We start from the raw sequence: 24,530 nt of genomic DNA on the forward strand, positions 1-24,530 counted from the left end.
TAAGGGAGTCTCTTGTGCGACATAATTGGTTTTGGATAGTAGTGGCCGCATTGGTCTTGAGTGCATGTTCCTCTAATAATGGACTTAAAGGATTGAATGTAAGTGGTGGTAGTGGTGACTATTACTATAGTCCTCAAGTTTCAAATCAACTTTTGGATTCTGCTGCTTTATGTTGCAATTCCTTAGCGGATATTGATTATAAAACTGTAGACTTTAATTATTTAGCTGATGAAGTGCTTGGGAAAGGGAGTCCTGCGTTTAATTTCGATAGTGGGAAAAGTTTTTTTCTAGCTTATAAAATTCCAAACAGTACCACAGACTTTCCAATTACGGTGTCGAGTTATATTCGTGAATCGTTATTTGCCCCAAAAGTCGTACTATTAAATAGTAATTTTGAAGTCACACGCGTGGTTCCTGGAAAGAATTTTATTTATAAACCAGCAAGAGGCTTTAGCCGCGACCGCTTGACCTCTAGTTTTTCGATCCGCCGAGCGGCTCTCCCGCAAGAAAAGGAAGAATACTTACTTATTTATACGACGGATGCCTTAAAAACGGGCAAAACTCAGATCACGCATCCAGCCAAGGTGGAGGCAGAAGCAAGAGGCAATGATATCCCTCAGATCCCTGATCCGATGCTTCCCAATGTAGCAACAGGTGTGGTTGAGGTTCAGTTTAATGTCGCAGAAAATTCGCTTAACTGGTTATCTGGACCTTTATTTAGTAGTTCCAGCTCAAATGCAACTCCCGCAGTGGCTGTTCAAGCGAATCAGAAAGCGGTTGTTAGTCAGTCTGCAGTTGGTGAGCCAGTTATTCGTGACCATCGCAGTAAGCGCCATTCTGGAATGTTGGCCGAAACCGAACTATTTTATAATCAGTTGATCCAAAAAATGGTGACTGACGGTCATATTGAAAAGGCCTTACAATTGGTTGAAGAAGCCGAATATGCTGGCTCTCAGACGGCTCGTGATACTTTTATTAAAGCAGTTAAAAATTAATAATATTCATTTATGTGGATATCGTGAGTGAGCCTAGCTCGGTTTATCGCAAAAAAACTTTTAATCTCGCTTATTGCTAAAGGCCACCGATATATGGTGGCCTTTATTTTGAGTGAGTAAAATTCCTGTTTAGCTTACCACCAGGCTTCCGCTTGTAGACCAAAAGTTAATTCATCTTTAGAGCTTGTGTCACGGGAGATCCGTTGATCAGACTTAGCGTAAGTGGCAAATGCACGTAACGCTGGGCGGGCAAATACACTTGGGCCTGCTTGCCATTGCTGCGCGAGTGTTACCTTCGCGAGTTTATTGTCTTGTTCACCGTTGGCTTTTGCCACATCTTGGAATTCAACGATGTCGTAACCCACGTCGAGGATAGTCGATAAGTGATTATTCCAGTTGTATTGTGGGCGAACACCAACCGTGAATAATGAAGATCCCTGTTGGTCGTCCTTATCGTAGTTCTCGTAGTTAACCACGTAAGTAAGGGCCAGATTCTGCTCAGAAAAGCTGAGCATACCGTGGTTCAGTATCCGGTAATAGCTGGCTTGGTTTGAGCTGGTTTCTTTATAGTTGAATCCGCTAAGTTGACCAAAAGCTCCAATTTTCGCCATTGCGTCCGTCGCATAGGTGATAGAGAGTTGATTAAAGCCACCAAAGAAGTTTTCTTGAGTATGTTCTGCAAGAATGAAGAGTCCACTGTTTTCAAAATTGTGGTTGGGCTGTTGACCTGCGAAGTCTTGACCTTGTTGGTCGCTGTATGCACCGTAAATTGTAGCAATACCTAAGTAACCATCTCGATTGGTTTGAATACCATCTAAACGTAAATCAATATTGTTACCTGAGTAATTTTCTAATCCTTCATCATTTACAATGGGTTGTTGTTTGTTGGTGAAATAAGCTTCTTCTGTATTGCGGATCCATGCGGCAGAAAGTTTTGCAAAACCAAGGTTTATATTTTCTATCCCTCCACCAGCTCCGGCATTTGCTAAGTAGTAGTAATCGATTTGATGCACGTCTCGACGTTGGTAATAACGTTTTCCGGCCCAGATGTTTGCACCAGCCAATGATTCGATCATATTTTCACCGGCAACATACATTTCGCGAGTCGCGGGGGCTTCAGCTTCCCAATCTTTTTCTTGGGCAACTGAATAAGCGAAGAGAGTATTCACCGACATCTTTTGGTTACCTTCTTCCCAAGCATTGGCTTTTAAACCTATTTCTGCATAGGTTTCACATTCGTTGCCTAAGCGGTGTTTGTAGGGCGATCCATCGGCTTGAAAGCACATTTGATCGCCTCCGGAACCAGTTGCACCAATGCCTGATCGCATATAACCGTGAAACTCAGGATTAATCGCAAAGGTTTGAGAGGATATTGTTGCAGCTGCCAAAGCAAGAGATAGTGTTTTTAACTTCATTGAGTGGACCTTGTATTTTAAATAGTTAATGACGACACGCCAGCATCCTGTGCTGAATTTTATATCCATTGTAAAATAATATGTCGAAATAAATTGTCTCAGTAGTTTGTAAATTTGTCTTGAGATCTTGCTCACACAAATAATATGAAAATCCTTTCAGTGCTGATAAATTCAAATTTTTTTGGTCATTTAATTTTTATTTTTTATTTAAAATAGATTTTTATATCAAAATTTGAGGTTTTTACTAGTGAGCTGTAGTGGCTTAGAACTCATTGATAATCGTACTTTGTTACCAAAAAAAGCTAATTTATCAACAAGGTATAAAGTCGTTACAAACTGTTACAAAATGAGGGCTTTAACTTGTTCTAAATCGCATTTTTTTGAAACGTATGCCCCTACACTTACGCCCAGAAATCGCGATAAACAATTTAGCGGTGACTTTGAAGTAAATATTTAATCTGGTAATAAGTTGGTCGTATCGTCAATTTATTACCAAGGCTATATTTTGTACAACAAACAGCCCTTTAGGAGCTTACTATGTTTAAAAATTTGTTTGCGCAAGCGCAAAAGGTAGGTAAAGCATTGATGCTACCCGTATCAGTGTTACCGGTTGCGGGTATTTTGCTAGGGGTTGGCGCAGCTGACTTTAGCTGGATGCCTCACATCATATCGCAACTCATGATGAATGCAGGTGATGCTGTATTCGGTAATATGGCGTTGCTATTCGCTGTGGGTGTTGCTCTTGGTTTTACCAATAACGATGGTGTTGCTGCGTTAGCATCTATTGTTGGCTTTTACATTATGTCCAAAACACTAACTGTTATGGCAGTGGTTATGGGCGTTGATTCTATTAATACAGGTGTGCTCGGCGGTATCCTATCAGGTGGCGTCGCAGCTTGGGCCTTTAACCGTTTCTTCCGACTCCAGCTTCCAGCGTATTTAGGCTTCTTTGCTGGTAAACGTAGTGTGCCGATTATCACTGGTTTCCTAACCATATTTTTAGGTGTTGCGCTTGCGTTTATTTGGCCTCCTATTGGAAATGGCATTGCGGTATTCTCTCATTGGGCGGCAGAACAAAACCCAACATTAGCCTTTGGCATTTACGGCATCGTTGAGCGTTCACTCATTCCATTCGGTCTTCACCATGTTTGGAACGTGCCATTTTTCTTCGAAGCGGGAACTTGTACGACAGCTTCCGGTGAGATTGCTCACGGTGTATTGACTTGTTACCTACAGGCCGATGAAGCGTCACGTGTCGCTGGTAACGGTTTTGGTCAGTTAGCGGGTGGCTACTTGTTCAAAATGTACGGTTTACCTGCAGCGGCTATTGCGATTTGGCATGCTGCTAAACCAGAGAACCGCGCTAAAGTTGGTGGTATTATGGTGTCTGCGGCATTGACATCATTTCTAACTGGTATCACCGAACCAATTGAGTTTGCATTCCTATTTGTTGCGCCATTGTTATATGCGATTCACGCGCTGTTAGCTGGTTTTGCTTTTGTTATTACTAATAGCTTAGGCATGGTTCATGGTACTTCTTTCTCACATGGTTTAATTGATTTCATCGTGTTATCAAGTAACGCTCAGAAACTTTGGTTATTCCCTGTTGTGGGTATCTGCTATGCAGCTCTTTACTATGTTGTATTCCGTGTTGTGATCGCTAAATTTGACCTGAAAACTCCGGGTCGTGAAGACGAAGACAGCGCTGAGATTGGCGTTATATCTGAAGATAAAATGTCTCAAAGTTTAGTGGATGCTTTTGGCGGTAAAGACAACATCGTTAGCTTAGATGCATGTATTACTCGCTTACGTATTCAAGTGAAATCGGTTGAGTCCGTTAATCAGCCGGCACTGAAATCCTTAGGTGCTGCTGGTGTGGTGATCGCGGGCCAAGGTGTTCAAGCCATTTTTGGTACTAAATCTGATAACCTAAAAACTGACATGGAAAGTTATTTAAAAACGGTATAAGTTTTTAAATATCTAGAAAAGGAGGCTTAGGCCTCCTTTTTATTTGATAATAAAAAGTACGCTTTGTTGGTGGTACGACCCTAACTTAAAAGACTAGGCTTCATTATGTGTTCGTCGGCTATGAATACCAGTGATCGCTATTAGATATCATCGGTTTATTCTTTAGTACTAGAGAAGTGAATTTAAGCTTGGTTGTAGACATGACGAATGGTGCAGCTCTGCTAATACCAATCTGATTCATGATATGAGCAACTAATTGTGCTGATAACGAGGCATGAAGTGCAGTCATGAGTAGCGCTAATTGTAAGATACATAACCTAGTTTGCGGTGATTTGGGCAGTAACAATGAACAGATAATGAGTTAGATTGGTATCAATCGATAAACTTGTTAATATTTTTATTTCAGCCTAAAATACAAAACGCCCGATGGAAGTGCATCGAGCGTTTATACTGAAATAAGTGCCAAGCGATAATATTAGGGGAGTTAATATTTATTGCTTAAAGTCTTTCTAACTTAGCTTCAATTTCAGCAATTTTGCTACTCACTACTTTTTCCAGATGTCGCAGCTCTGCCAGCACTTGCTGTTTGGTATCTTTTTCCTGTTGATCTCGGCGGGTGATTTTGTCTAATTCTTCAACAATAAAGCGCAGGTTGGTGTTGATTTCAGAGACATCTTTATAGGTACCACGTCCACCATCCACTAATACGGTTTTCTTTTGGCGAGGGTATTTAAACTTAACACTGCGTGTTAAAAAATCACCTTTTTCTTTATGGAAGTATATTTTTAGTGTGTCAGACATCGCTTCTTGGCGAAGGCTGTAACGCTCTATATCTGCTGGGTTGGTGATGCCAATACTTTTTAGATTGTCGTACATAGATTTTCCTTCATAACAAATCGCTAAACTGAAGACTGGAACAGCTGCCACCGCAACATACTGCAGAGCCTGTTATTAGCAGCATAGCGCATTAGGGATCAGAAGGAATCTGAAATAAGTGGTTTTTTGAATTTGATGATGAAATATTTAGATACAACCAAATGGCTGAGCGCCACTTGGTTGTATGATGGCTTAGTTATGGGCGTGCAGCGCTTCATTTAGCGCAATTGCTGTTTTATTGGTTAGGCACTCGATGGCACCACTGATACTATTACGGCGGAATAATAGGTCTGATTTACCTGCTAATTCACGGGCCTTAACGGTTCCAAGCGATTGTTTGTTTTCATCGATTAAGATGACTTTAGTTCCTGCTGTAATATATAGGCCTGATTCGATGGTACAGCGGTCACCCAAGGGGATACCTGTTCCGGCATTAGCACCAATTAGTGATTCTTCTCCTACCGCAATTACCATGTTACCGCCCCCAGAGAGGGTACCCATAGTTGAGCAACCACCACCAAGGTCGGAGCCTTTGCCAACAAATACACCAGCAGATATCCGCCCTTCAATCATGCTGGTGCCAGCGGTTCCCGCATTAAAGTTGCAGAAACCCTCATGCATGACGGTTGTGCCTTCACCAAGATAGGCTCCCAAGCGTACCCGAGAGGTCGCAGCGATACGTACCCCATTCGGCACAACGTAATCGGTCATTTTAGGGAACTTATCCACTGAACTAACTTGCAGTAACTCGCCTTTGGCTCGTGCTTCCAGTTGGCGAGCCGGTAGCTCGCTTAGGTCGATAGCGCCTTGGTTAGTCCATGCAACATTTGGCAATACCGCAAAGATACCACTTAAGTCAGTCCCATGTGGTTTGACTAAACGATGCGACAGTAAATGCAGTTTTAGATAGGCTTCTGGAGTGGACTCGGCTGCATTATCTTCCTCGAGTAAACACAATACACGAGGTTGTTGGCTACTGGCTAAAGCTTCTAAGGCACTCACTTGCGCGTTTAGCCCCAAGGATTTAGCATTGTTCAGTAGGCTAGTCATTGCTGCGTCATCAAGCTCTATTACTTGTTTTCCCGAGGTATAATTGAGCCCCTTAGTCAATTCACATACTTCTGCTTTGCTTGGGTGTAATACAGGGCTTGGGTAAAAAACTTCTAGCCATTGGCCATTTGCGTTTTTACTGCCAACGCCAATGGCGTAACTAAAAAAGTCTTTAGACATGATTGTCTCCATTTATTGTTTGAGTCTGCATAAATATTATTGTTTGAGTGCTTGTTCCAGAATAGATTTAAGCTGTTGCTTTTGTTCTGGACTAAGTTTTTCCCGTTCAGCATTACTAATACTAAAGAAATCTTCGGCTTTTTCACCAATAGTGGTGATTTTAGCTGCATGAATGGTGTAATTAAAAGATTGAAAGACTGCACTGATCCGAGCCACTAGGCCAGGCTTATCCAAAGCAATGATTTCAATTAAAGTCCGTTTCCCTTTTGTGGGTAAAAATTCAACTCGAGGCGCAATAGAAAACTGTTGCACTTGTCTGGGGACACGACGTTGTTTTAGATCGATGGGCACCGCAACGTGTAATTTGGTTGCGAGTGTTTGTTGTAACAATATACCACGTTCAACTGATAACGGTTGGCCTTCTCGGTCCAGCACCATAAAGGTATCTAATACAAATCCGTCGCGACTCGACATGATTTGAGCGTCGTGAATATTGAGGTTTTTTTGATCGAGTTCAGCAGCCACCGATGCAAATAAGTGAGGGATGTCGGGGCAGTGGATAAAAATCTCAGTACCGCCACGGGTCGCTCTGCGGCTTACTAAAACCAATGGTTGCTCGTCACTGTGGCCCCATAAATGGTCACTATGCCAAGCAATTTGCTGCGGTGTATGTCGTAAAAAGTAGTCGGCCCTAAAACGCTGCCATAGAATACGGGTTTGTTCTTCGGAATAGCCTTTTAAGGCAAGCCGTTCGATCGCTTTCTGTTGCTTATCACGGATTACGCCACGAATATCGACAGGATTTTCTAAACCACGACGCAAGGCTTTTTGAGTGGCACTGTAAAGTTCATGTAATAGCGTTCGTTTCCAACTATTCCAAGTATCATCGTTAGTGGCACAAATATCTGCAACTGTTAAGCACAATAACATATCTAAATGACGTTGATCGCGAACGGTTTTGGCAAATGTAGCGATCACTTCGGGATCATAAATATCACGTCGTTGTGCGGTCACAGACATCAGTAGATGGTGTTTGACTAACCAAGCAACGGTTCTTGCTGAGGGTTTACTAAAACCATGCGCTAAACAAAATTCTTCTGCATCAACGGCACCTAAGATGGAATGATCACCTTTACGGCCTTTCGCAATGTCATGGAATATTGCAGCCAGAACCAATAAGTCGGGGCGCTCTAGTCGAGGGTAAATTTCGCAACACAGCGGATGGACCGTTTTAGTCTCTGTGTCATTGAAGGAATGGATCTTGGTTATCAGGCGATGGGTATGCTCGTCGACGGTAAAAGCATGAAATAAATCGAATTGCATCTGTCCAACAATTCGACTCCAGGCCGGGAAATAGGTCGAAAGCACGCCGTAGCGATGCATCAAACTTAACGGTAAACCAGTGACGTTGGGATGTTTGATTAGTTGTTTAAAATAATATCGACACTCAGCATCATCTTGAAGCCAATGGGTTAAACGCCGTCTGGCCTCACGGAGCTGGCGAAGGGTCGCTGAGTAAATCCCCGTGATCTTGGGGTTTTCAGCGATGTGCAAGAACATCATGATGATTTGTTCGGGTTGTTGAAGAAACAACTGGGCATCGTTACTGTCGATGAGATTGCCACGTAGCATAAAGTGTTGGTCGACGACCCGCACATCCATGGCGGTATTACCCAAGATTGCTTCATCAAATAGCTGAAGTAGCATCTCATTGAGCTCAGATATTCGTCGTATTGTTTGGAAAAAATGCTTCATGAGCCGCTCTACAGGAGCGTTGTGTTGGCCGCTATAACCCAGTGACTTTGCGACAGCTAGTTGCCGATCAAATAGTAGTCGGTCATCACTCTTGGGTAAGTGAATATGTAAAGCAAAACGGACTCGCCACAGAAAATCACGACAGTCCTGTAACTCTCTACATTCTGCTTGAGTTAAGAAGTTTTGTTTGGTGAGCTCTTCTAAATCGCTACTGCCAAAGTGCCGGCCGGCAACCCAACAAATGGTTTGAATGTCACGTAAACCGCCAGGATTGGCTTTAATATCGGGTTCTAAAGAATAAGCATTGCCTTTGTATTGGCGATGTCGAGTCAGCTGTTCTTGTTTCTTCGCTTGGAAAAAAGAATCACTTGGCCAGAAACTATCGGCGCATACAGCTAAACAAAGTTTTTGATAAAGTGCTCTGTCACCAAACAACAATCTGGATTCTTGTAAGTTGGTGGCGATGGTGATGTCTATTAAGCCTAGCTCTAGGCATTCATCTAGCGTACGGACACTTTGTCCAACATCGAGCCGAATATCCCAAAGAAAGGTAATAAAGGCGCTAATTTTGTCTGCAATCTGACTTGCCGCAGCTTGTTGGCTAAGGATTAATATATCAATATCAGAACGCGGGTGAAGTTCTCCGCGGCCATATCCGCCTACGGCAAGCAAAGAGATTGCCGACTCATCGGCCAAGCCGAAGTGCTGCCACAATTGGGTGAGTAATAAGTCCATCTTTCGCGAACGCAACAGAACCAATTCGACAACATGTACGCCTTGGTCAAATTGGTCTGTTAGGTATTCTTGTAATTGGTCAAGATACGACTTACAGCTGCTTAACGATATCTCATCTGGCTTGGGTAAGGGCGGGGATACTAACGTCGTTTCCATGACTTAACCTGTGTGACTAAAATGAATTAACACTAATACTTAATGATGCGAGGAAAGTCTTCTTCGTCTCTTAAAGTCAGCACTTCGACGCCATCATTAGTCACCAGCAGGGTATGCTCCCATTGGGCTGAATTTTTGCCGTCGCTGGTTCTTGCTGTCCAGCCATCTTCTTCATCAACCCAGTTACCTTTCTTACCTTGGTTGATCATCGGTTCAATCGTGAAACACATCCCCGGTTTTAGCACGGTACGGTCATTATTGCGGTAGTGCATAATCTGTGGCTCTTCATGAAAGCCCTCACCGATGCCGTGGCCACAAAAATTATCCACGATGCCATAACGATAATTGCCTTTTTTCAAATATTTCTGAATTGCGTTACCAATGTCGCAAACTTTATTACCTGGCTTCACCACTCTTATCGCTTGATAAAGGGCTTGTTGGGTGACGCGACAGAGCAATTTATCGGCTGGGCTAGTTTCTCCCACCAAAAACATTTGAGAGGTATCTCCGTGATAGCCGTCTTTGATCACGGTAATGTCCAGATTCACTACGTCGCCATCTTGCAAAATATGCGACGCAGAAGGGATCCCGTGGCAAACCACTTCGTTGACCGAGCTACAAATTGACTTTGGAAAGCCGTGGTAGTTTAAGGGGGCAGGTATGGCGACCTGTTCATTGACGATATAATCGTGACAACGCTGGTCCAGTTCTTCAGTGCTGACGCCAACCCTGACGTAGGGCGCTATCATGGTGAGTACATCGGCCGCTAAACGACCAGCGACGCGCATTTTTTCAATTTGTTCTGGGGTTTTTATTACTATGCTCATGAGTTTAATAGTTGAGTATTTACCTAGGTTATGGCGTTAGTTTACCGTAAGGACACGAGGAGTTGTAGTGGCTGAGGAAAATAGCGAAAACTTCGCCTTTTTCTTTATCCATAAGGCGAATTATGGTATAAAGCGCGCCGTAAGTAATTACTCAGATTTTCGAATTTGAGCGGATGCTAACATTAATTGAATATTTATATTTTAAACACACACACACATCGACACGTTTTCCGGGGTGCTGAACAGTAATGTTTGGTCGGTAAAATGGGATGTGTGGAGGCCTAACCCCATTTGAGGAAATTATAATGGCAAACGTTTCAATGCGCGATATGCTTCAAGCAGGCGTACACTTCGGTCACCAAACTCGTTACTGGAATCCAAAAATGAAGCCTTTCATTTTTGGTGCGCGTAACAAAGTTCATATCATTAACTTAGAAAAAACTGTACCTATGTTTAATGATGCAATGTCTGTTCTTAAGAAAGTTGCATCTAAGAAAGGTAAAGTTCTTTTTGTTGGTACCAAGCGTGCTGCAGGCGAAGTGATCAAAACTGAAGCGCTTCGTTCAGATCAATTCTACGTTAACCACCGTTGGTTAGGTGGTATGTTGACTAACTGGAAAACAGTACGTCAATCAATCAAACGTCTTAAAGATCTTGAAGCTCAAAGCCAAGACGGCACTTTCGAGAAGCTCACCAAGAAAGAGGCGCTTATGCGTACTCGCGAAATGGAAAAGCTTGAGAAAAGTCTTGGTGGTATCAAAAACATGGGCGGATTACCTGACGTATTGTTTGTGATTGATGCTGAACACGAGCATATTGCGATTCGTGAAGCAAACAACCTAGGTATTCCAGTAATCTCTGTGGTTGATACTAACTCTGCTCCAGACGGTGTTGATTACATCATTCCTGGTAATGACGATGCTATCCGTGCAATTAAATTGTACCTAGGCGCAGCTGCGGATACGGTTCTTCAAGGTCGTCAAGAAGATATCGTAGTACAAGCTGAAGAAGATGGTTTCGTTGAGGAAGCTGCTGAGTAATTAATGCTTAAGCATTAATACTGAGTGAGCTTGAAGATTAGCAGGGGGCAAACTTGCCCCCTGAGTTTTATCCGATAAATAATCGAGGATCAAACAAATGGCAATTACTGCTGCCCAAGTAAAAGAACTGCGCGACCGTACTGGCGCAGGCATGATGGATTGTAAAAAAGCGTTGACTGAAACTGATGGCGACATCGAGTTAGCGATTGATAATATGCGTAAAAGCGGTGCCGCTAAAGCTGCTAAAAAAGCTGGTAACATTGCTGCTGATGGCGCAATCATTATTAAACAAGGTGCCGGTTTTGCGGCCTTGTTAGAAGTTAACTGTCAAACTGACTTCGTAGCCAAAGATGCTAACTTTACAGCGTTTGCTGAGAAGGTAGCTGAAGCTGCAGCTGCAGAAAAAACTGACATCGAGACTTTGAAAGCTAGTTTTGAAGAAGAACGCGTTCAGTTAGTGGCTAAAATCGGTGAAAATATTTCAATTCGCCGTGTTGAATACTTAGATGGTGCTCCAATTGCTTCATATCGTCACGGTGAGCGTATTGGTGTTGCTGTTACTGGTGAAGCGGATGCCGAAACGCTTAAGCACGTAGCGATGCACGTAGCTGCTTCTAAACCTGAGTATCTTTCTGCTGATGACGTCCCAGCTGACGTTGTTGAAAAAGAGAAAAAACTGCAAATCGAAATTGCCATGAACGAAGGCAAGCCTGCAGATATCGCTGAGAAAATGGTAACCGGCCGTATGAAAAAATTCACCGGCGAAATCTCTCTAACCGGTCAAGCATTTATTATGGAACCAAAGAAAACTGTTGGTGCCATTTTGAAAGAAAAAGGCGCGACTGTTGCTGGTTTCATTCGTCTAGAAGTTGGCGAAGGCATCGAGAAAAAAGAAGAAGATTTTGCGGCTGAAGTTGCGGCACAAATCGCAGCAGCTAAAAAGTAATTTTAGTTGTCGCTCAGGTTGCGGTATCATGCCGCAACCTTCTTGTATTCTTTATCAATGAGAGAACATCATCACTATGAGTACCAATCCTAAACCTGCATATCGTCGTATTCTTTTAAAACTTTCAGGTGAAGCCTTAATGGGTGAAGAGGGTTTTGGCATTGATCCCAAAGTATTAGACCGGATGGCTCTTGAAATTAAAGAGCTGGTGGAACTAGGGGTTCAAGTCGGGCTGGTTATTGGTGGTGGCAACTTGTTTAGAGGTGAAGGCCTCGCCAAAGCAGGAATGAATCGGGTTGTTGGCGATCACATGGGGATGTTAGCCACCGTGATGAACGGGCTAGCGATGCGTGACGCTCTTCATCGAAATTTTGTGAATGCTCGCCTTATGTCAGCAATTGAGTTGAATGGCGTGTGTGATTCATATAATTGGGCCGATGCTATTGGTAACCTTAAAGCGGGGAAGGTGGTTATTTTTTCTGCGGGTACTGGTAATCCTTTCTTCACCACCGATTCTGCGGCTTGTTTACGTGGCATTGAAATTGAAGCTGAAGCCGTGCTAAAGGGAACCAAGGTGGATGGGGTATTTACTGCCGATCCAGTTAAAGATCCGAGTGCAAGCTTGTACCGAGAATTAGACTACAACGAAGTCTTAGAAAAAGAATTAAAAGTGATGGACTTGGCCGCCTTCACGTTGGCTCGTGACCACAATCTACCGATTCGTGTTTTTAATATGAATACTCCAGGTAGTTTGAAAAACGTTGTTATGGGCGCTGATGAAGGGACCACCATTCATCGTATATCAAAGAACGCTGAAACAGAGTAGGGATAGTTATCGTGATTAACGCAATTAAAGAAGATGCTCAAGTTCGTATGAGCAAAAGTATTGAATCGCTTAAAACTCAGATGTCGAAAGTTAGAACTGGACGGGCTCATACTAGTCTTTTAGATGGCATTATGGTTCCTTATTACGGTGTTGATACGCCTCTAAAACAAGTGGGTAATGTGTCAACCGAAGATTCGCGAACCTTAACCGTAACGGTATTCGATGCGAGTTTGATTAGTGCGGTAGAAAAAGCGATTATGAGTTCAGATCTCGGCTTAAATCCGTCTTCCGCGGGTACCTTGATTCGCATTCCGTTGCCAATGTTGACCGAAGAACGTCGTCGTGATTTGATTAAAATTGTTCGCGCGGAAGCAGAGCAGGCTCGGGTAGCAGTGCGTAATATTCGTCGTGACGCAAATGGTGACATTAAAGACTTGCTGAAAGAGAAAGAAATCGGCGAAGATGATGATCGTAGAGCGCAGGACGACATTCAAAAAATTACTGATGCAGCGGTAAAATTAGTCGACGAGGCTTTAGCTGCAAAAGAAGCTGAATTGCTGGAAGTTTAAGCATTTTGGGATTGGAAATTAGCCGTGTCTTGGAACACGGTTTTTTTTTGTAAGTACGAGTAGTGATAATGACGGTATCCGAAGAACAGCAATTACCAATTAAAGACGCCATGCCGAAACATGTGGCCATCATTATGGATGGCAATGGGCGCTGGGCGAAACAACGCGGTAAAATGCGAATGTTTGGCCATCAGGCTGGGGTTAAGTCGGTAAGGCGTGCTGTTAGTTTAGCTTCACAATTAAAAATTCAAACCTTGACCTTGTTCGCTTTTAGTAGCGAAAACTGGCGCCGTCCCGAAGAAGAAGTGTCAAGTTTGATGAATTTGTTTTTAACTGTTTTGCAACGTGAAGTTAAAAAACTTAAAAACAATAATGTACAACTACGAATAATTGGCGATACTTCTCGCTTTAGTCAGAAACTACAACAGCGTATTGCTCAAGCGCAGAGTGATACTGCGGATAACGATGGTCTAGTGCTGAATATTGCTGCCAACTACGGTGGGCGATGGGATATATTACATGCCAGTCAGTTGTTGGCCAGGCAAGTACAAGAAGGTTCGTTGGATATCGAGGATATGACTGAGCAACGCTTTTCTGAAGTGATGGGGCTAGAAACCGCAGGCGATGTCGACTTGTTGATTAGAACTGGTGGGGATCACCGTATCAGCAACTTTTTGTTGTGGCAGGTAGCCTACGCTGAATTGTATTTTTGTGATGTTTTATGGCCAGACTTTGATGAGCGAGCATTTAGCGATGCTGTTGCCGCCTTCGTGAGTCGCGAGCGTCGATTTGGTTGCACTGGTGAACAGTTACAGGCGCAGCTTAAGAATAATCAGTTTAATGAGGGTCATTTTGCTTAAGCAACGAATCATCACCGCATTGGTATTGGCACCGCTAGTGCTTGCCGCTATTTTTAAATTGCCGCTTTTCGGTTTAGGCTTAGTATTTGCCTTGGTCATCTTACTTGCCGCGCGTGAATGGTCGCGGGTTGTTTCCGATAAAAACAATCAACGCCTTAGCTTCTTTTTGATTTTTTGCTTGGTATTTGGACTTAGTCTCTGGCAGATACCGTTAAGCTTGGTCGCTCACTCCATATGGTTTAGTGGATTGCTGGCGGTCGCCGTTATCGCTTGGTCCGCTAGCGTTTATTTATTGGCTTCATTTCCATATCGAGCAAAATTTTGGCATAACAATCATTTCTTTAAAGTCATGGTTGGCTTGATTGTACTCGTTCCGTTCTTCTGGTCGTTACTGTTTTTACGCTCTATCGACGAGGATAATCCACTTGTGGGTGGTGCTTGGGTCGTGTATGTGTTTTCGTTGGTATGGGCGGCTGATAGCGGCGCCTATTTTGTAGGTAAGCGTTTTGGTAAACGAAAACTGGCTAAAAATGTGAGCCCTAAGAAGACCATCGAGGGTTTGCTTGGCGGTTTACTGTTTGCAAGTGTTGTCACTATTGCAGCTTTGGTCTTTTTAGATATTCCCGAAGGTAAAACATTGGTGTTAGTTATCGCCAGTGCATGTACGGTGTTAGCTTCTGTTGTTGGGGATTTGGTTGAGAGTATGTTTAAACGTCAAGCAGGGATTAAGGATAGTGGCACCTTGTTACCTGGGCATGGTGGTTTGCTCGACCGGATCGATAGTTTAACGGCTGCAATGCCGGTATTTGCATTTTTCTTCCTACATTGGATGTAAGCGCTAATGACTAAAACCTTGGTTATTTTGGGTGTGACTGGTTCTATTGGTGCGAGTACCTTGAAAGTTGTGCGAGAAAATCCTAACGCTTACCAGCTGTTTGGAGTAAGTGGGGGCTGGAATGTTGCTGCAATGCTGGCTATTTGTGTTGAGTTTCAGCCTAAATTTGCAGTTATGGCTGACGCCGAAAGTAACCAGCAGCTCCGTATCGCTTTAAGAGATTTAGCGCTTGATACCGAAGTGCTTAGTGATGCTGACTCAATCGTTCAGTTAGCGGCAGAACCTGAAGTTGATATGGTGATGGCGGCCATCGTTGGTGCTGCTGGTTTGTTACCGACTTTGGCAGCAGTTCAGGCAGGTAAAACAGTCTTATTGGCGAACAAAGAAGCCTTGGTGATGAGTGGTGCCATTTTTATGGATGCTGCGCGTACTAGTGGTGCGAAAGTATTACCCGTTGATAGTGAACATAATGCCATCTATCAATGTATGCCTGAAGCGGTTCAGCAATCTCTGGGATACTGTGATTTAAAACAACAGGGTATCAATAAAATTTTGTTGACTGGTTCCGGTGGTCCGTTTCTACGTTCTGATGTTGCTATGCTTTCTAGCGTTACACCAAAGCAAGCCTGCGCACATCCCAATTGGAGTATGGGCCAAAAAATTTCGGTTGATTCTGCAACGATGATGAATAAAGGTTTGGAGTATATTGAAGCGAAACGATTATTTAATACCCAACCAAAACAAATTGATGTGATTATTCATCCCCAATCGATTATTCACTCGATGGTGCAGTACTGCGATGGTTCGGTATTGGCGCAAATGGGCCAGCCGGATATGGCGACTCCAATTGCGCATGTGATGGCTTACCCACAGCGCCAAGTTTCGGGCGTAGCGCCTTTAGATTTTTTTAGCCTTGGAGAGTTAACCTTTACCCCTCCCGACTTTTCCCGTTATCCTTGTTTGAAGTTGGCGATCGATGCTTGTTATGACAGTCAAACCGCAACCACTTGTTTGAATGCGGCCAACGAGCAAGCTGTGAGTGCCTTTTTAGCGAAACGAATAAAATTCACACAGATCGCTGACGTTGTAAGCGTTTGTTTAGATGATTTATCGTATATGGGTCAAGACTCGGAACTTTCGGTGTTACTTGAGGTCGACCAATGGGCACGAATGCACGCTGGTAAAGTGATAAAAAGGATCTGTGGATGAACGATGTGATTTGGAATGCCTCCTTTTTTGTTATTACTTTGGGCATTTTGGTTACCGTACATGAATTTGGTCACTTTTGGGTGGCTAGACGTTGTGGGGTAAAAGTTGAACGATTTTCGATCGGTTTTGGAAAGGCTCTTTGGCGGAAAACGGGTACGGATGGCACCGAGTATGTGGTTGCGCTCATTCCTTTAGGTGGCTATGTTAAAATGCTTGATGAACGTGTCGCGCCAGTCGCAGCAGAGTTTCGTTCGCAAGCTTTCAATAATAAGAGTTTAACTCAGCGTAGTGCAATCGTTGCTGCTGGACCTGTAGCTAACTTCGCTCTGGCAATTTTGGCTTTTTGGTTGATGTTTGTGATTGGTGTTCCTGCGGTTAAACCAATCTTGGGCGATATCGAAGCCAATAGTGTGGCGAGTCAAGCGGGTTTACGTGCGGGTCAGGAGATCATTGCTATTGCTGATCAGCGCACCCTAGATTGGGAGAGTGTCAACCTTGCTTTAGTGAGTCACCTCGGTAGTGACTCATTAGCCTTTAAAGTGAGACAAGCACACTCCAGCCGAGAATCTACGATAATTTTGGATACTCAGGATTGGCACTTAGATAGTCAGCAACAGAGCCCCATCCTGAGTTTAGGCCTACGGCCATATAGTCCTGAAGTTTCTTTACTGGTGGCTCAGGTGGTGAATGGTAAGCCTGCAGACCTAGCGGGGATTCAAGTGGGTGACCGCTTAGTGGCTGTTGATGGCCAAAGATTAAGCCAGTGGCAAGAGTTTGTTAAATATGTTCAGGCTAGGCCTTCACAAACATTACAATTAGAGTTGGCTAGGAATGGACAAAAGCAACTGATTAGTATTTCTCCGGAGAGTCGAGAGTATCAAGGTGTTGTCACCGGATATGTCGGTTTAGCACCAGAAGTGGCGAACTACCCAGAAGAATATCGTATTGATTTACATTATGGTTTTTTTGAATCAATTGGTAAATCCTTGGAACGAACTTGGCATTTAAGTAAATTGACCATCGTAATGATTGGTAAATTAGTGACAGGGGTTGTTTCATTAGATAACCTTAGCGGCCCAATCTCTATTGCTAAGGGTGCGGGAGCAACGGCTGATTATGGTTTAGTTTATTTTTTAGGGTTTATAGCCTTGGTCAGTATCAATTTGGGCATTATTAATCTATTTCCATTGCCGGTACTTGATGGTGGTCATTTGGTATTTTTTGCGATTGAAGCGGTGACAGGTAAACCGGTTTCAGAGCGTGTACAAGAGATAGGTTTTAGGATCGGTGCAGCATTAGTCATGGCGCTTATGGGGCTGGCTATTTTTAACGATGTTATGCGCTTATAACAAATTTAATAGGACGTTTTCTTTTCTTATGTTCAAAAAGCAGTTAGTTGTTGGACTCATTCTGGCTTGTATTACTGGTTCATCTTTTGCTGAAAGTGAATCTGCGTTTACGGTTGCAGACATTCGTATTGAAGGATTACAACGGGTTTCGTTGGGGGCCGCGTTATTACAGATTCCGCTACGTATTGGTGATGACGTTGATAGTGGGCAAATCAGCGATAGCATTAAGCGTTTATATGGCAGTGGTAATTTCGAAGATGTTAAAGTCTTTCGCGATGACCAGACCCTGATTTTTAAAGTCTTAGAAAGACCGACTGTGAGTAATATTGAATACTCAGGTAACAAAGATATTAAAACTGAGCAGTTGGAAGAGTCGTTGCGCTCTTCTGGGATCAAAGTGGGTGAACCATTAGATAAGACCAATTTACGCAATATTGAAAAGAGCCTCGAAGACTTTTATTACAGTGTTGGTAAATACAGCGCTCGGGTAACGGCCATTGTCACGCCGCTTCCACGCAACAGGGTTGACTTGAAATTTAACTTTCAGGAAGGCCTTTCAGCTGAAATTCAACAAATCAATATTATTGGCAATAAGAAATTTTCTTCAGGAGAGTTACTGAAGCGCATTAGTCTGACCGACCGAGCCCCTTGGTGGAATATTCTAGCCGATAAAAAATACCAAAAACAGAAATTGGCTGGTGATTTAGAAACGATCAATAGCTTCTATTATGACCGGGGTTATATCAGGTTTAAGGTGGACTCGACCCAAGTTGCGTTAACGCCAGATAAAAAAGGTATCTATATCACCATCAACGTTGATGAGGGCGAGATCTATAAGGTCGAAAAAGTCGAGCTTTCTGGTAACCTTTTGGATAAAGGTGACGAGATGAATGGCTTAGTGACAATTAAGCCTGACGATACATACAGTGGGGCAGAAGTGACTAAAACGGAAGACTTGTTGTCTAAGTTTTTAGGTCGTTATGGTTATGCTTATCCACAGGTGAATGTCTTTCCTGTGATAAATGATGAAGATAAAACGGTAGTCCTTAATATTAATGTTGACCCTGGGAATCGTATTTATGTACGCCGGGTTAACTTTAGTGGCAATACCATTACCAAAGATGAAGTTCTACGTCGTGAGATGCGACAATTTGAGGGCACTTGGTTATCCAGTCGTTTGGTCGAACAGTCGCGCTCGCGTTTAAGTCGTCTTGGTTTTTTTGAAACGGTAGAAGTTGAGACGGTAAAAGTTCCAGGAACCAATGATAAAGTCGATGTTAATTTCTCAGTGAAAGAGCAGCCGTCGGGCTCGTTTAACGCGGGGATCGGTTTTGGTACAGAATCCGGTCTGAGTTTATCTGCTGGGGTACAGCAAGATAACTTTTTGGGAACGGGTAACAAAGCTGGGGTTAATGTTAGTACCAATAAGTATTCGAAAAATTTCGATGTGAATTTCACCGACCCCTATTTTACCAAAGACGGGGTTAGTTTTGGTGGTCGTTTCTACTACACCGATTTTGAGGCCTCAGAAGCAGGGATCGTCGATTATAATAACGAAACAATTGGCTTGCGAGGCACATTAGGTTTTCCGGTGAATGAAGATAACCGTTTAAGTTTAAGCCTTGGACTGGAACAAAATAAAATTTCGCAATTGAACGCTTATGCTCAGGTTCAACAGTTCTGGAATATTTATTCCAATCACCGAAATGATGATGGCTCGTTAACTTTCCTGAGTCTTGATACTACACTGGGTTGGACGCGAAATACCTTGAATAATGGTTCGATGCCCACTTCCGGTTCGTCTCAATCCTTTAATACTAAAATAACGGTGCCGAGCTCAGATGTTCAGTATTTCAAAATGAGTTTTGATACCCGTCACTTTTTCCCGATTACCGATAATCATGATTGGACCTTCTCTCTGCGAGGCAAAGTTGGCTATGGTAACGGTTATGGGCAAGTTGACGGCAATGACCAAATATTACCATTTTTTGAAAACTTCTATGCCGGAGGTTATTCAAGCCTTAGAGGTTTCCGTTCTAATTCTGTCGGTCCCCGAGCGCTATATGTAGTTGGTGCTGGTGGTAGCAATCAAATCGCAGCTTCCGAAGATTCGGTGGGTGGTAATGCGATTGCCGTCGGTAGCGCGGAAATAATTTTCCCGACGCCGTTTTTAGATGAAGCCTATATTCGTCAAGTGCGCAGCTCTGCTTTTGTCGATGTTGGTACGGTATGGGATACTGAATTTGATTATGATAAGTACAGTCAAATGCAGTGTACAAGCTATTGTGAGCGCTTTGGTGATTACTCGTCACTCGATAGGATCCGAGCGTCTGTTGGGGTATCGATTCAATGGCTCTCGCCGATGGGCCCCTTGGTATTCTCATTAGCTAAACCAATTAAGAGTTATGAGGGCGATCGCTCAGAAACGTTCTCGTTTAATATTGGCCAAACTTTTTAATTTTGATTTAGGAGTCATCTTTTGAAAAAACTAATTACTGCTGTTGCCTTAGCTGCAACGATCAGCATCCCTAGCTTTAGCGTGCTTGCTGATACCAAGATTGCTGTGATCAATATTGCAGAGGTGTTTAAGCAGTTACCACAGCGAGATGCATTACAGAAAAGCTTGAAAGACGAATTTGAAGTGCGAGTACAAGCGGTTCGTTCTTTAGAAGCCGAAATGCAGCGTTTGTATGATAAGCGTGAGAAAGATGGTGAATTGTTGGGTCAGCAAGAGGTGACCAAAATAACCCGTCAATTAGAAACCATGCAGGCTGAGTATAAAATTAAGCGTAAAAACTTAGAAGAAGATCAGCGTCGTCGCGGTGCCGAAGAGCAGCAAAAACTGATGGTTAAAGTTCAAGATGCGGTTGTTGCCGTTTCTAAATCTAAAGGTTATGACTTGGTATTGCCGTTAGATGCGACAGCCTATTCAGTTGATGCATTAGATATTACCAAACAAGTTATTCAACAAGTGAGTAAGAGCAAGTAACTATGTCTTTGAGCCTTGGCCAAATTGCTGAGCAGCTTGGCTTATCTATAAAAGGGAACGCAGAGCAAATTATTACTCGTATTGCGCCTTTTGAAATAGCCAGTGAGCAAGAAATTAGTTTTTTAACTAATGCGAAATACAAGCCTTTGTTGGCCAGTTGTAAGGCTGGTGCCTTAATCTTGAGTCCGAGCGATGCAGCGGATTTCACTGGCAATGTATTACTGAGTGATGATCCTTATGTGAGCTACGCTTTACTCGCTCAGCTATTTGATGACACCCCTCGCTGTGCTACCGGTGTTGCTGATAGTGCCGTGATTGGTGAAGACGTTCAGTTGGGTAAAGACGTTAGTATTGGCCCGAATGCGGTCATCGAAAGTGGTGTTATTCTTGGTGATGGTGTACAAGTTGGTGCCGGTTGTTTTATTGGCTGTTCTGCAAAAATCGGAGCCAATACTAAGTTGTGGCCAAATAGTTGTATTTACCACCGCGTTGAATTAGGCCGTGATTGCCTGATCCAAAGTAACACCGTGATCGGTAGCGATGGCTTTGGTTATGCCAATAAGCAAGGTCAATGGCTTAAGATCCCTCAAGTCGGTAGCGTTGTGATTGGCGATAAAGTTGAGATCGGCGCTTCCGTATCGATCGACCGAGGCGCTTTAGACAACACGATTATCGAAGACAACGTCATCATCGATAACCAAGTGCATATTGCACATAACGTGACGATTGGTTGTGGTACCGCCATTGCGGGGACCACTGGTATTGCCGGAAGTACTCATATTGGCCGTTATTGTATTATTGGTGGTGGTGTTGGTATTAATGGCCATATTAGTATTTGTGATCATGTTACGGTTACAGGTTATTCGATGGTGACTAAATCGATTAGTGAGCCAGGTATGTTCTCTTCTGGCATGCCAATCCAAGCAAATCGACAATGGCGGAAGTCGATGGCTCGTTTAACTCAAATAGACGAGATGCATAAACGTATTGTGAGCTTAGAGCGTAAATTAGACGCACAGCAAGATTAAAAACTTAGGAATAGATTGTGACCAGTAAATTAAATCGCTTAGAAATTCAAGATATTATGGAATTATTACCGCATCGGTATCCATTCCTGTTAGTTGATCGAGTCCTTGATTTCGAAGCCGGAAAAACCTTACATGCGGTTAAAAATGTGACTTATAATGAACCGTTTTTTACTGGACATTTTCCTAGTCAACCAGTGTTTCCCGGTGTTTTAATATTAGAAGCTTTAGCCCAATGTACTGGGATTCTGGCCTTTAAATCAACCACAAAACCTGCAGAAAACGAGCTTTACTATTTTGCAGGTATTGATGGTGCGCGTTTTAAAAGACCTGTCGGGCCAGGGGATGTATTACATTTGGAAGTTGAATTGTTACGTGACCGTCGAGGCGTGGGTAAGTTTAATTGTGTCGCTAAAGTCGACGATGAAGTGGTCTGTAGTGCCGAAATTATGTGTGCTCGCCGCGCTTTCAAATAGGTAGAACAAGTTATGATAGACAGTACTGCAGTCATCCATCCTAGCGCGATCATTGAGGGTGATGTAAACATTGGGGCAAATACCCAAGTGGGCGCTTTTACCATTATTCGTGGTGATGTGGAAATTGGTGAAAACTGTCAGATTGCCTCGCATGTTGTGATTAAAGGGCACACTAAAATTGGCAAAAATAACCGTATTTTTCAGTTTGCTTCGGTAGGAGAAGATTGCCAAGATCTGAAATATGCGGGTGAAGATACTTATCTTGAAATTGGCGATAATAATACCATCCGTGAAAGTGTTACGATCCACCGTGGTACAGCCCAAGATAAAAGTATCACTAAAATCGGTAACAATTGCTTATTTATGATTAACGCTCATGTTGCTCATGATTGTGTGGTTGGTAACGGTTGTATTTTTGCGAATAACGCGACCTTGGCTGGCCATGTCACGATTGGCGATAATGTTATTTTTGGGGGGCAGGCTGCGATCCATCAGTTTGGCAAAGTTGGTTCTTACGCATTTGTCGGTGGCTGCGCTGCGGTAAATAAAGACATTCCTCCTTACGTGATGGCTGTGGGTAACTACGCGCGACCAGTTGCGGTGAATACCGAAGGCTTATTACGTCGCGGTTTTAGTAAGGATGCCATTAAGGCTATTCGCCAAGCGTATAAGGTGTTGTACCGTAGTGGTAATACGCTAGAGCAAGCTTTGACCCAGATAGAGCTTTCCGCTGAGCAATTTCCTGAGGTGAAATTACTAGCTGATTTCCTTAAAGAAAACGGTCGTGGCATCGTTCGCTAATGAGGTCTATTTAAACCGATCATTATGGGGTTTGATTTGCCAAAGCCCATAATGATGACGTCCTACGAGTATCGCTCAAAAGCAAATTTGAGCATCAAAGCATCCTCCCGCACGGCATTTTAAATTCTATTCTCTATTTCTTATATATAAGACCCGGCATTGGCCTTATTCGCCTATTTATTGCACCGGTTTGCGGATCTTCAGAGAGAAGGGTTTTTAGCTGCTAATTAAACAAAAGGCTGCGACACGGTTTTAATGAAAGGAGTGGGGTCTGCTCAGAAGTGAAGCAAGTAAGCGCCTATCGATGACGATGTGCCGAGGGGCTGCTCGGAATATGCTCAGGCATTTTTATTTGCTTGTGGTATTATGCTGGCGGCTGTTTAGATGGCTTAATTTGCTTACTGTTTTAAACTATTTATTTTGCTCGCCAATGAGCCCAATATGTGAATGTTAGAGTCTTAAAAATATAACATAATGATAAATAAAGATAATTTACACATTGCCATTGTTGTTGGCGAAGTTTCCGGTGATATTTTAGGGGCCGGTTTAATTGCAGCGCTGAAGCAGTATTATCCTAATGCTCGCTTTACAGGTATTGCAGGGCCATTGATGCAAGCACAAGGTTGTGAGCCATTATTCGATATGGAAGAGCTCTCGGTGATGGGCCTAGTGGAAGTATTAGGACGTTTGCCGCGGATCTTAAAAATACGTAAGCAACTCATTTCGCATTATTTAGCAACACCTCCCGATGTATATATTGGAATTGATGCACCTGATTTTAATTTGGGTGTTGAACTGAAATTACATAAACAAGGGATAAAGACCGTTCATTACGTGAGTCCTTCGGTTTGGGCATGGAAGCAGAAACGAGTCTTTAAAATTAAGCAAGGCTGCAATAAGATTTTGGTATTTTTACCCTTTGAAAAAGATTTTTATCAGCGTTTTGATGTTCCCTGTGAGTTCATCGGTCATACCTTGGCCGACCAAATACCATTGGACAATCCTCAGTTGCCGGCAACTCAGCAATTGGGTTTAGACCCGCATCGTCAAGTTTTGGCCATTTTGCCGGGAAGCCGCAATGCCGAAATTGCACTACTCAGCCCGGTTTTTTTAGATGTAGCAAAACGCTTGTCGGCAGAGCTCCCCGGCTTGCAGCTTGTCGCCCCGATGGTCAACCCGAGAAGGCGTCAACAGTTTGAGTTATTGATCGCGGAACATGCCCCCGACTTAGATATTTTGTTGCTGGATGGTCAAGCGCGGATGGCGATGACAGCCGCAGATGCGATTTTGTTAGCCTCCGGGACGGCAACATTGGAAGCGATGTTGGTGAAGCGTCCAATGGTGGTGGCTTACCGATTTAAAGCGCTAACTTATCGAATCGCCAAGTTAATTGTAAAAGCTAAATTTGCCGCTTTACCTAATCTATTAGCGGATAACATGATTGTTCAAGAATTCGTGCAAGATGATTGTACCAGTGACAATATTGTTGCGGAACTCAGTCGTTTGTTAAGTGGGGATAATCGTCAATTATTGGCCAAGTTTACTCAGTTACATCAAATTATTCGGTGCGGTGCCGATCAAAAAGCAGCTAAAGCCGTGATTGATGTGATCAATAGCTAAACTCTGGCGTTGCCCTTCATTGGAGTAT

The 24,530-nt window shown here is 43.2% G+C and carries 21 protein-coding genes; 16 read left to right on the plus strand and 5 right to left on the minus strand.

Going from position 1 to position 24,530, the window contains the following annotated elements; all coding sequences use genetic code 11:
• The first annotated feature begins 14 nt into the window (after positions 1 to 14).
• Complete coding sequence (locus ACRRS1_RS07065; protein ID WP_432464689.1) at positions 15 to 995, plus strand: MalM family protein; 981 nt, start codon at positions 15 to 17, stop codon at positions 993 to 995.
• Positions 996 to 1,129: 134 nt separating this feature from the next.
• On the opposite strand, the gene lamB is transcribed toward ACRRS1_RS07065, so the two are convergent.
• On the minus strand, positions 1,130 to 2,410 hold the full coding sequence (lamB, locus tag ACRRS1_RS07070) for a maltoporin LamB (RefSeq protein WP_432468094.1): 1,281 nt from the start codon (positions 2,408 to 2,410) through the stop codon (positions 1,130 to 1,132).
• A 537-nt stretch (positions 2,411 to 2,947) separates the two neighbouring features.
• Here lamB and ptsG point away from each other — a divergent pair.
• Positions 2,948 to 4,378 (plus strand): PTS glucose transporter subunit IIBC, encoded by a 1,431-nt coding sequence (gene ptsG, locus ACRRS1_RS07075; RefSeq protein WP_432453857.1) that lies wholly within the window; start codon positions 2,948 to 2,950, stop codon positions 4,376 to 4,378.
• Positions 4,379 to 4,876: 498 nt separating this feature from the next.
• Here ptsG and ACRRS1_RS07080 read toward each other — a convergent pair whose 3' ends face one another.
• The 4 genes from ACRRS1_RS07080 to map form a co-directional block, all read right to left on the minus strand.
• Positions 4,877 to 5,254, minus strand: a complete 378-nt coding sequence (locus ACRRS1_RS07080) for a DUF3461 family protein (protein WP_432453856.1) — start codon at positions 5,252 to 5,254, stop codon at positions 4,877 to 4,879.
• Positions 5,255 to 5,446: 192 nt separating this feature from the next.
• Entirely contained in the window at positions 5,447 to 6,484 is a 1,038-nt protein-coding gene (dapD, locus tag ACRRS1_RS07085) for a 2,3,4,5-tetrahydropyridine-2,6-dicarboxylate N-succinyltransferase (RefSeq protein WP_432464691.1), read from the minus strand.
• 36 nt (positions 6,485 to 6,520) lie between these two features.
• On the minus strand, positions 6,521 to 9,130 hold the full coding sequence (gene glnD / locus ACRRS1_RS07090; RefSeq protein WP_432464692.1) for a bifunctional uridylyltransferase/uridylyl-removing protein GlnD: 2,610 nt from the start codon (positions 9,128 to 9,130) through the stop codon (positions 6,521 to 6,523).
• A gap of 32 nt (positions 9,131 to 9,162) precedes the next feature.
• Entirely contained in the window at positions 9,163 to 9,957 is a 795-nt protein-coding gene (map, locus tag ACRRS1_RS07095; protein ID WP_432468093.1) for a type I methionyl aminopeptidase, read from the minus strand.
• A 305-nt stretch (positions 9,958 to 10,262) separates the two neighbouring features.
• Here map and rpsB point away from each other — a divergent pair, with 305 nt between their 5' ends.
• From rpsB to lpxB, 14 genes are all read left to right on the plus strand, one after another.
• Complete coding sequence (gene rpsB, locus ACRRS1_RS07100) at positions 10,263 to 10,997, plus strand: 30S ribosomal protein S2 (protein ID WP_432453852.1); 735 nt, start codon at positions 10,263 to 10,265, stop codon at positions 10,995 to 10,997.
• Between the two features lie 97 nt (positions 10,998 to 11,094).
• A complete protein-coding gene (gene tsf / locus ACRRS1_RS07105; protein WP_432453851.1) occupies positions 11,095 to 11,943 on the plus strand; it encodes a translation elongation factor Ts in 849 nt (282 codons plus the stop codon).
• Between the two features lie 76 nt (positions 11,944 to 12,019).
• Positions 12,020 to 12,769, plus strand: coding sequence for a UMP kinase (gene pyrH, locus ACRRS1_RS07110; RefSeq protein ID WP_432453850.1), 750 nt, complete (start codon positions 12,020 to 12,022; stop codon positions 12,767 to 12,769).
• A gap of 11 nt (positions 12,770 to 12,780) precedes the next feature.
• Positions 12,781 to 13,338 carry a ribosome recycling factor gene (frr, locus tag ACRRS1_RS07115; RefSeq protein ID WP_432453849.1) on the plus strand — a complete coding sequence of 186 codons (558 nt, stop codon included), beginning with the start codon at positions 12,781 to 12,783 and terminating at the stop codon, positions 13,336 to 13,338.
• A 68-nt stretch (positions 13,339 to 13,406) separates the two neighbouring features.
• Positions 13,407 to 14,198, plus strand: coding sequence for a polyprenyl diphosphate synthase (gene uppS / locus ACRRS1_RS07120; RefSeq protein ID WP_432453848.1), 792 nt, complete (start codon positions 13,407 to 13,409; stop codon positions 14,196 to 14,198).
• Positions 14,191 to 15,033, plus strand: coding sequence for a phosphatidate cytidylyltransferase (locus ACRRS1_RS07125; protein WP_432453847.1), 843 nt, complete (start codon positions 14,191 to 14,193; stop codon positions 15,031 to 15,033). Before uppS ends, ACRRS1_RS07125 begins: the two co-directional genes overlap by 8 nt.
• A gap of 6 nt (positions 15,034 to 15,039) precedes the next feature.
• A complete protein-coding gene (ispC, locus tag ACRRS1_RS07130; protein WP_432468092.1) occupies positions 15,040 to 16,242 on the plus strand; it encodes a 1-deoxy-D-xylulose-5-phosphate reductoisomerase in 1,203 nt (400 codons plus the stop codon).
• Positions 16,239 to 17,591 (plus strand): sigma E protease regulator RseP, encoded by a 1,353-nt coding sequence (gene rseP, locus ACRRS1_RS07135; protein WP_432464694.1) that lies wholly within the window; start codon positions 16,239 to 16,241, stop codon positions 17,589 to 17,591. Before ispC ends, rseP begins: the two co-directional genes overlap by 4 nt.
• Positions 17,592 to 17,619: 28 nt before the next feature.
• A complete protein-coding gene (bamA, locus tag ACRRS1_RS07140) occupies positions 17,620 to 20,049 on the plus strand; it encodes an outer membrane protein assembly factor BamA (protein WP_432453844.1) in 2,430 nt (809 codons plus the stop codon).
• Positions 20,050 to 20,070: 21 nt separating this feature from the next.
• Complete coding sequence (locus tag ACRRS1_RS07145; protein ID WP_432453843.1) at positions 20,071 to 20,580, plus strand: OmpH family outer membrane protein; 510 nt, start codon at positions 20,071 to 20,073, stop codon at positions 20,578 to 20,580.
• 2 nt (positions 20,581 to 20,582) lie between these two features.
• The gene (lpxD, locus tag ACRRS1_RS07150) at positions 20,583 to 21,608 is read left to right on the plus strand and encodes a UDP-3-O-(3-hydroxymyristoyl)glucosamine N-acyltransferase (protein WP_432462860.1); all 1,026 of its coding nucleotides are present in this window, start codon (positions 20,583 to 20,585) and stop codon (positions 21,606 to 21,608) included.
• Between the two features lie 17 nt (positions 21,609 to 21,625).
• Positions 21,626 to 22,081 (plus strand): 3-hydroxyacyl-ACP dehydratase FabZ, encoded by a 456-nt coding sequence (gene fabZ / locus ACRRS1_RS07155; RefSeq protein ID WP_432459006.1) that lies wholly within the window; start codon positions 21,626 to 21,628, stop codon positions 22,079 to 22,081.
• Between the two features lie 12 nt (positions 22,082 to 22,093).
• Entirely contained in the window at positions 22,094 to 22,882 is a 789-nt protein-coding gene (lpxA, locus tag ACRRS1_RS07160; protein WP_432453840.1) for an acyl-ACP--UDP-N-acetylglucosamine O-acyltransferase, read from the plus strand.
• Positions 22,883 to 23,356: 474 nt separating this feature from the next.
• Entirely contained in the window at positions 23,357 to 24,502 is a 1,146-nt protein-coding gene (gene lpxB, locus ACRRS1_RS07165) for a lipid-A-disaccharide synthase (protein WP_432468091.1), read from the plus strand.
• Positions 24,503 to 24,530: the final 28 nt, after the last annotated feature.

Source organism: Agarivorans sp. Z349TD_8 (assembly GCF_050870825.2).
GTDB lineage: Bacteria > Pseudomonadota > Gammaproteobacteria > Enterobacterales > Celerinatantimonadaceae > Agarivorans.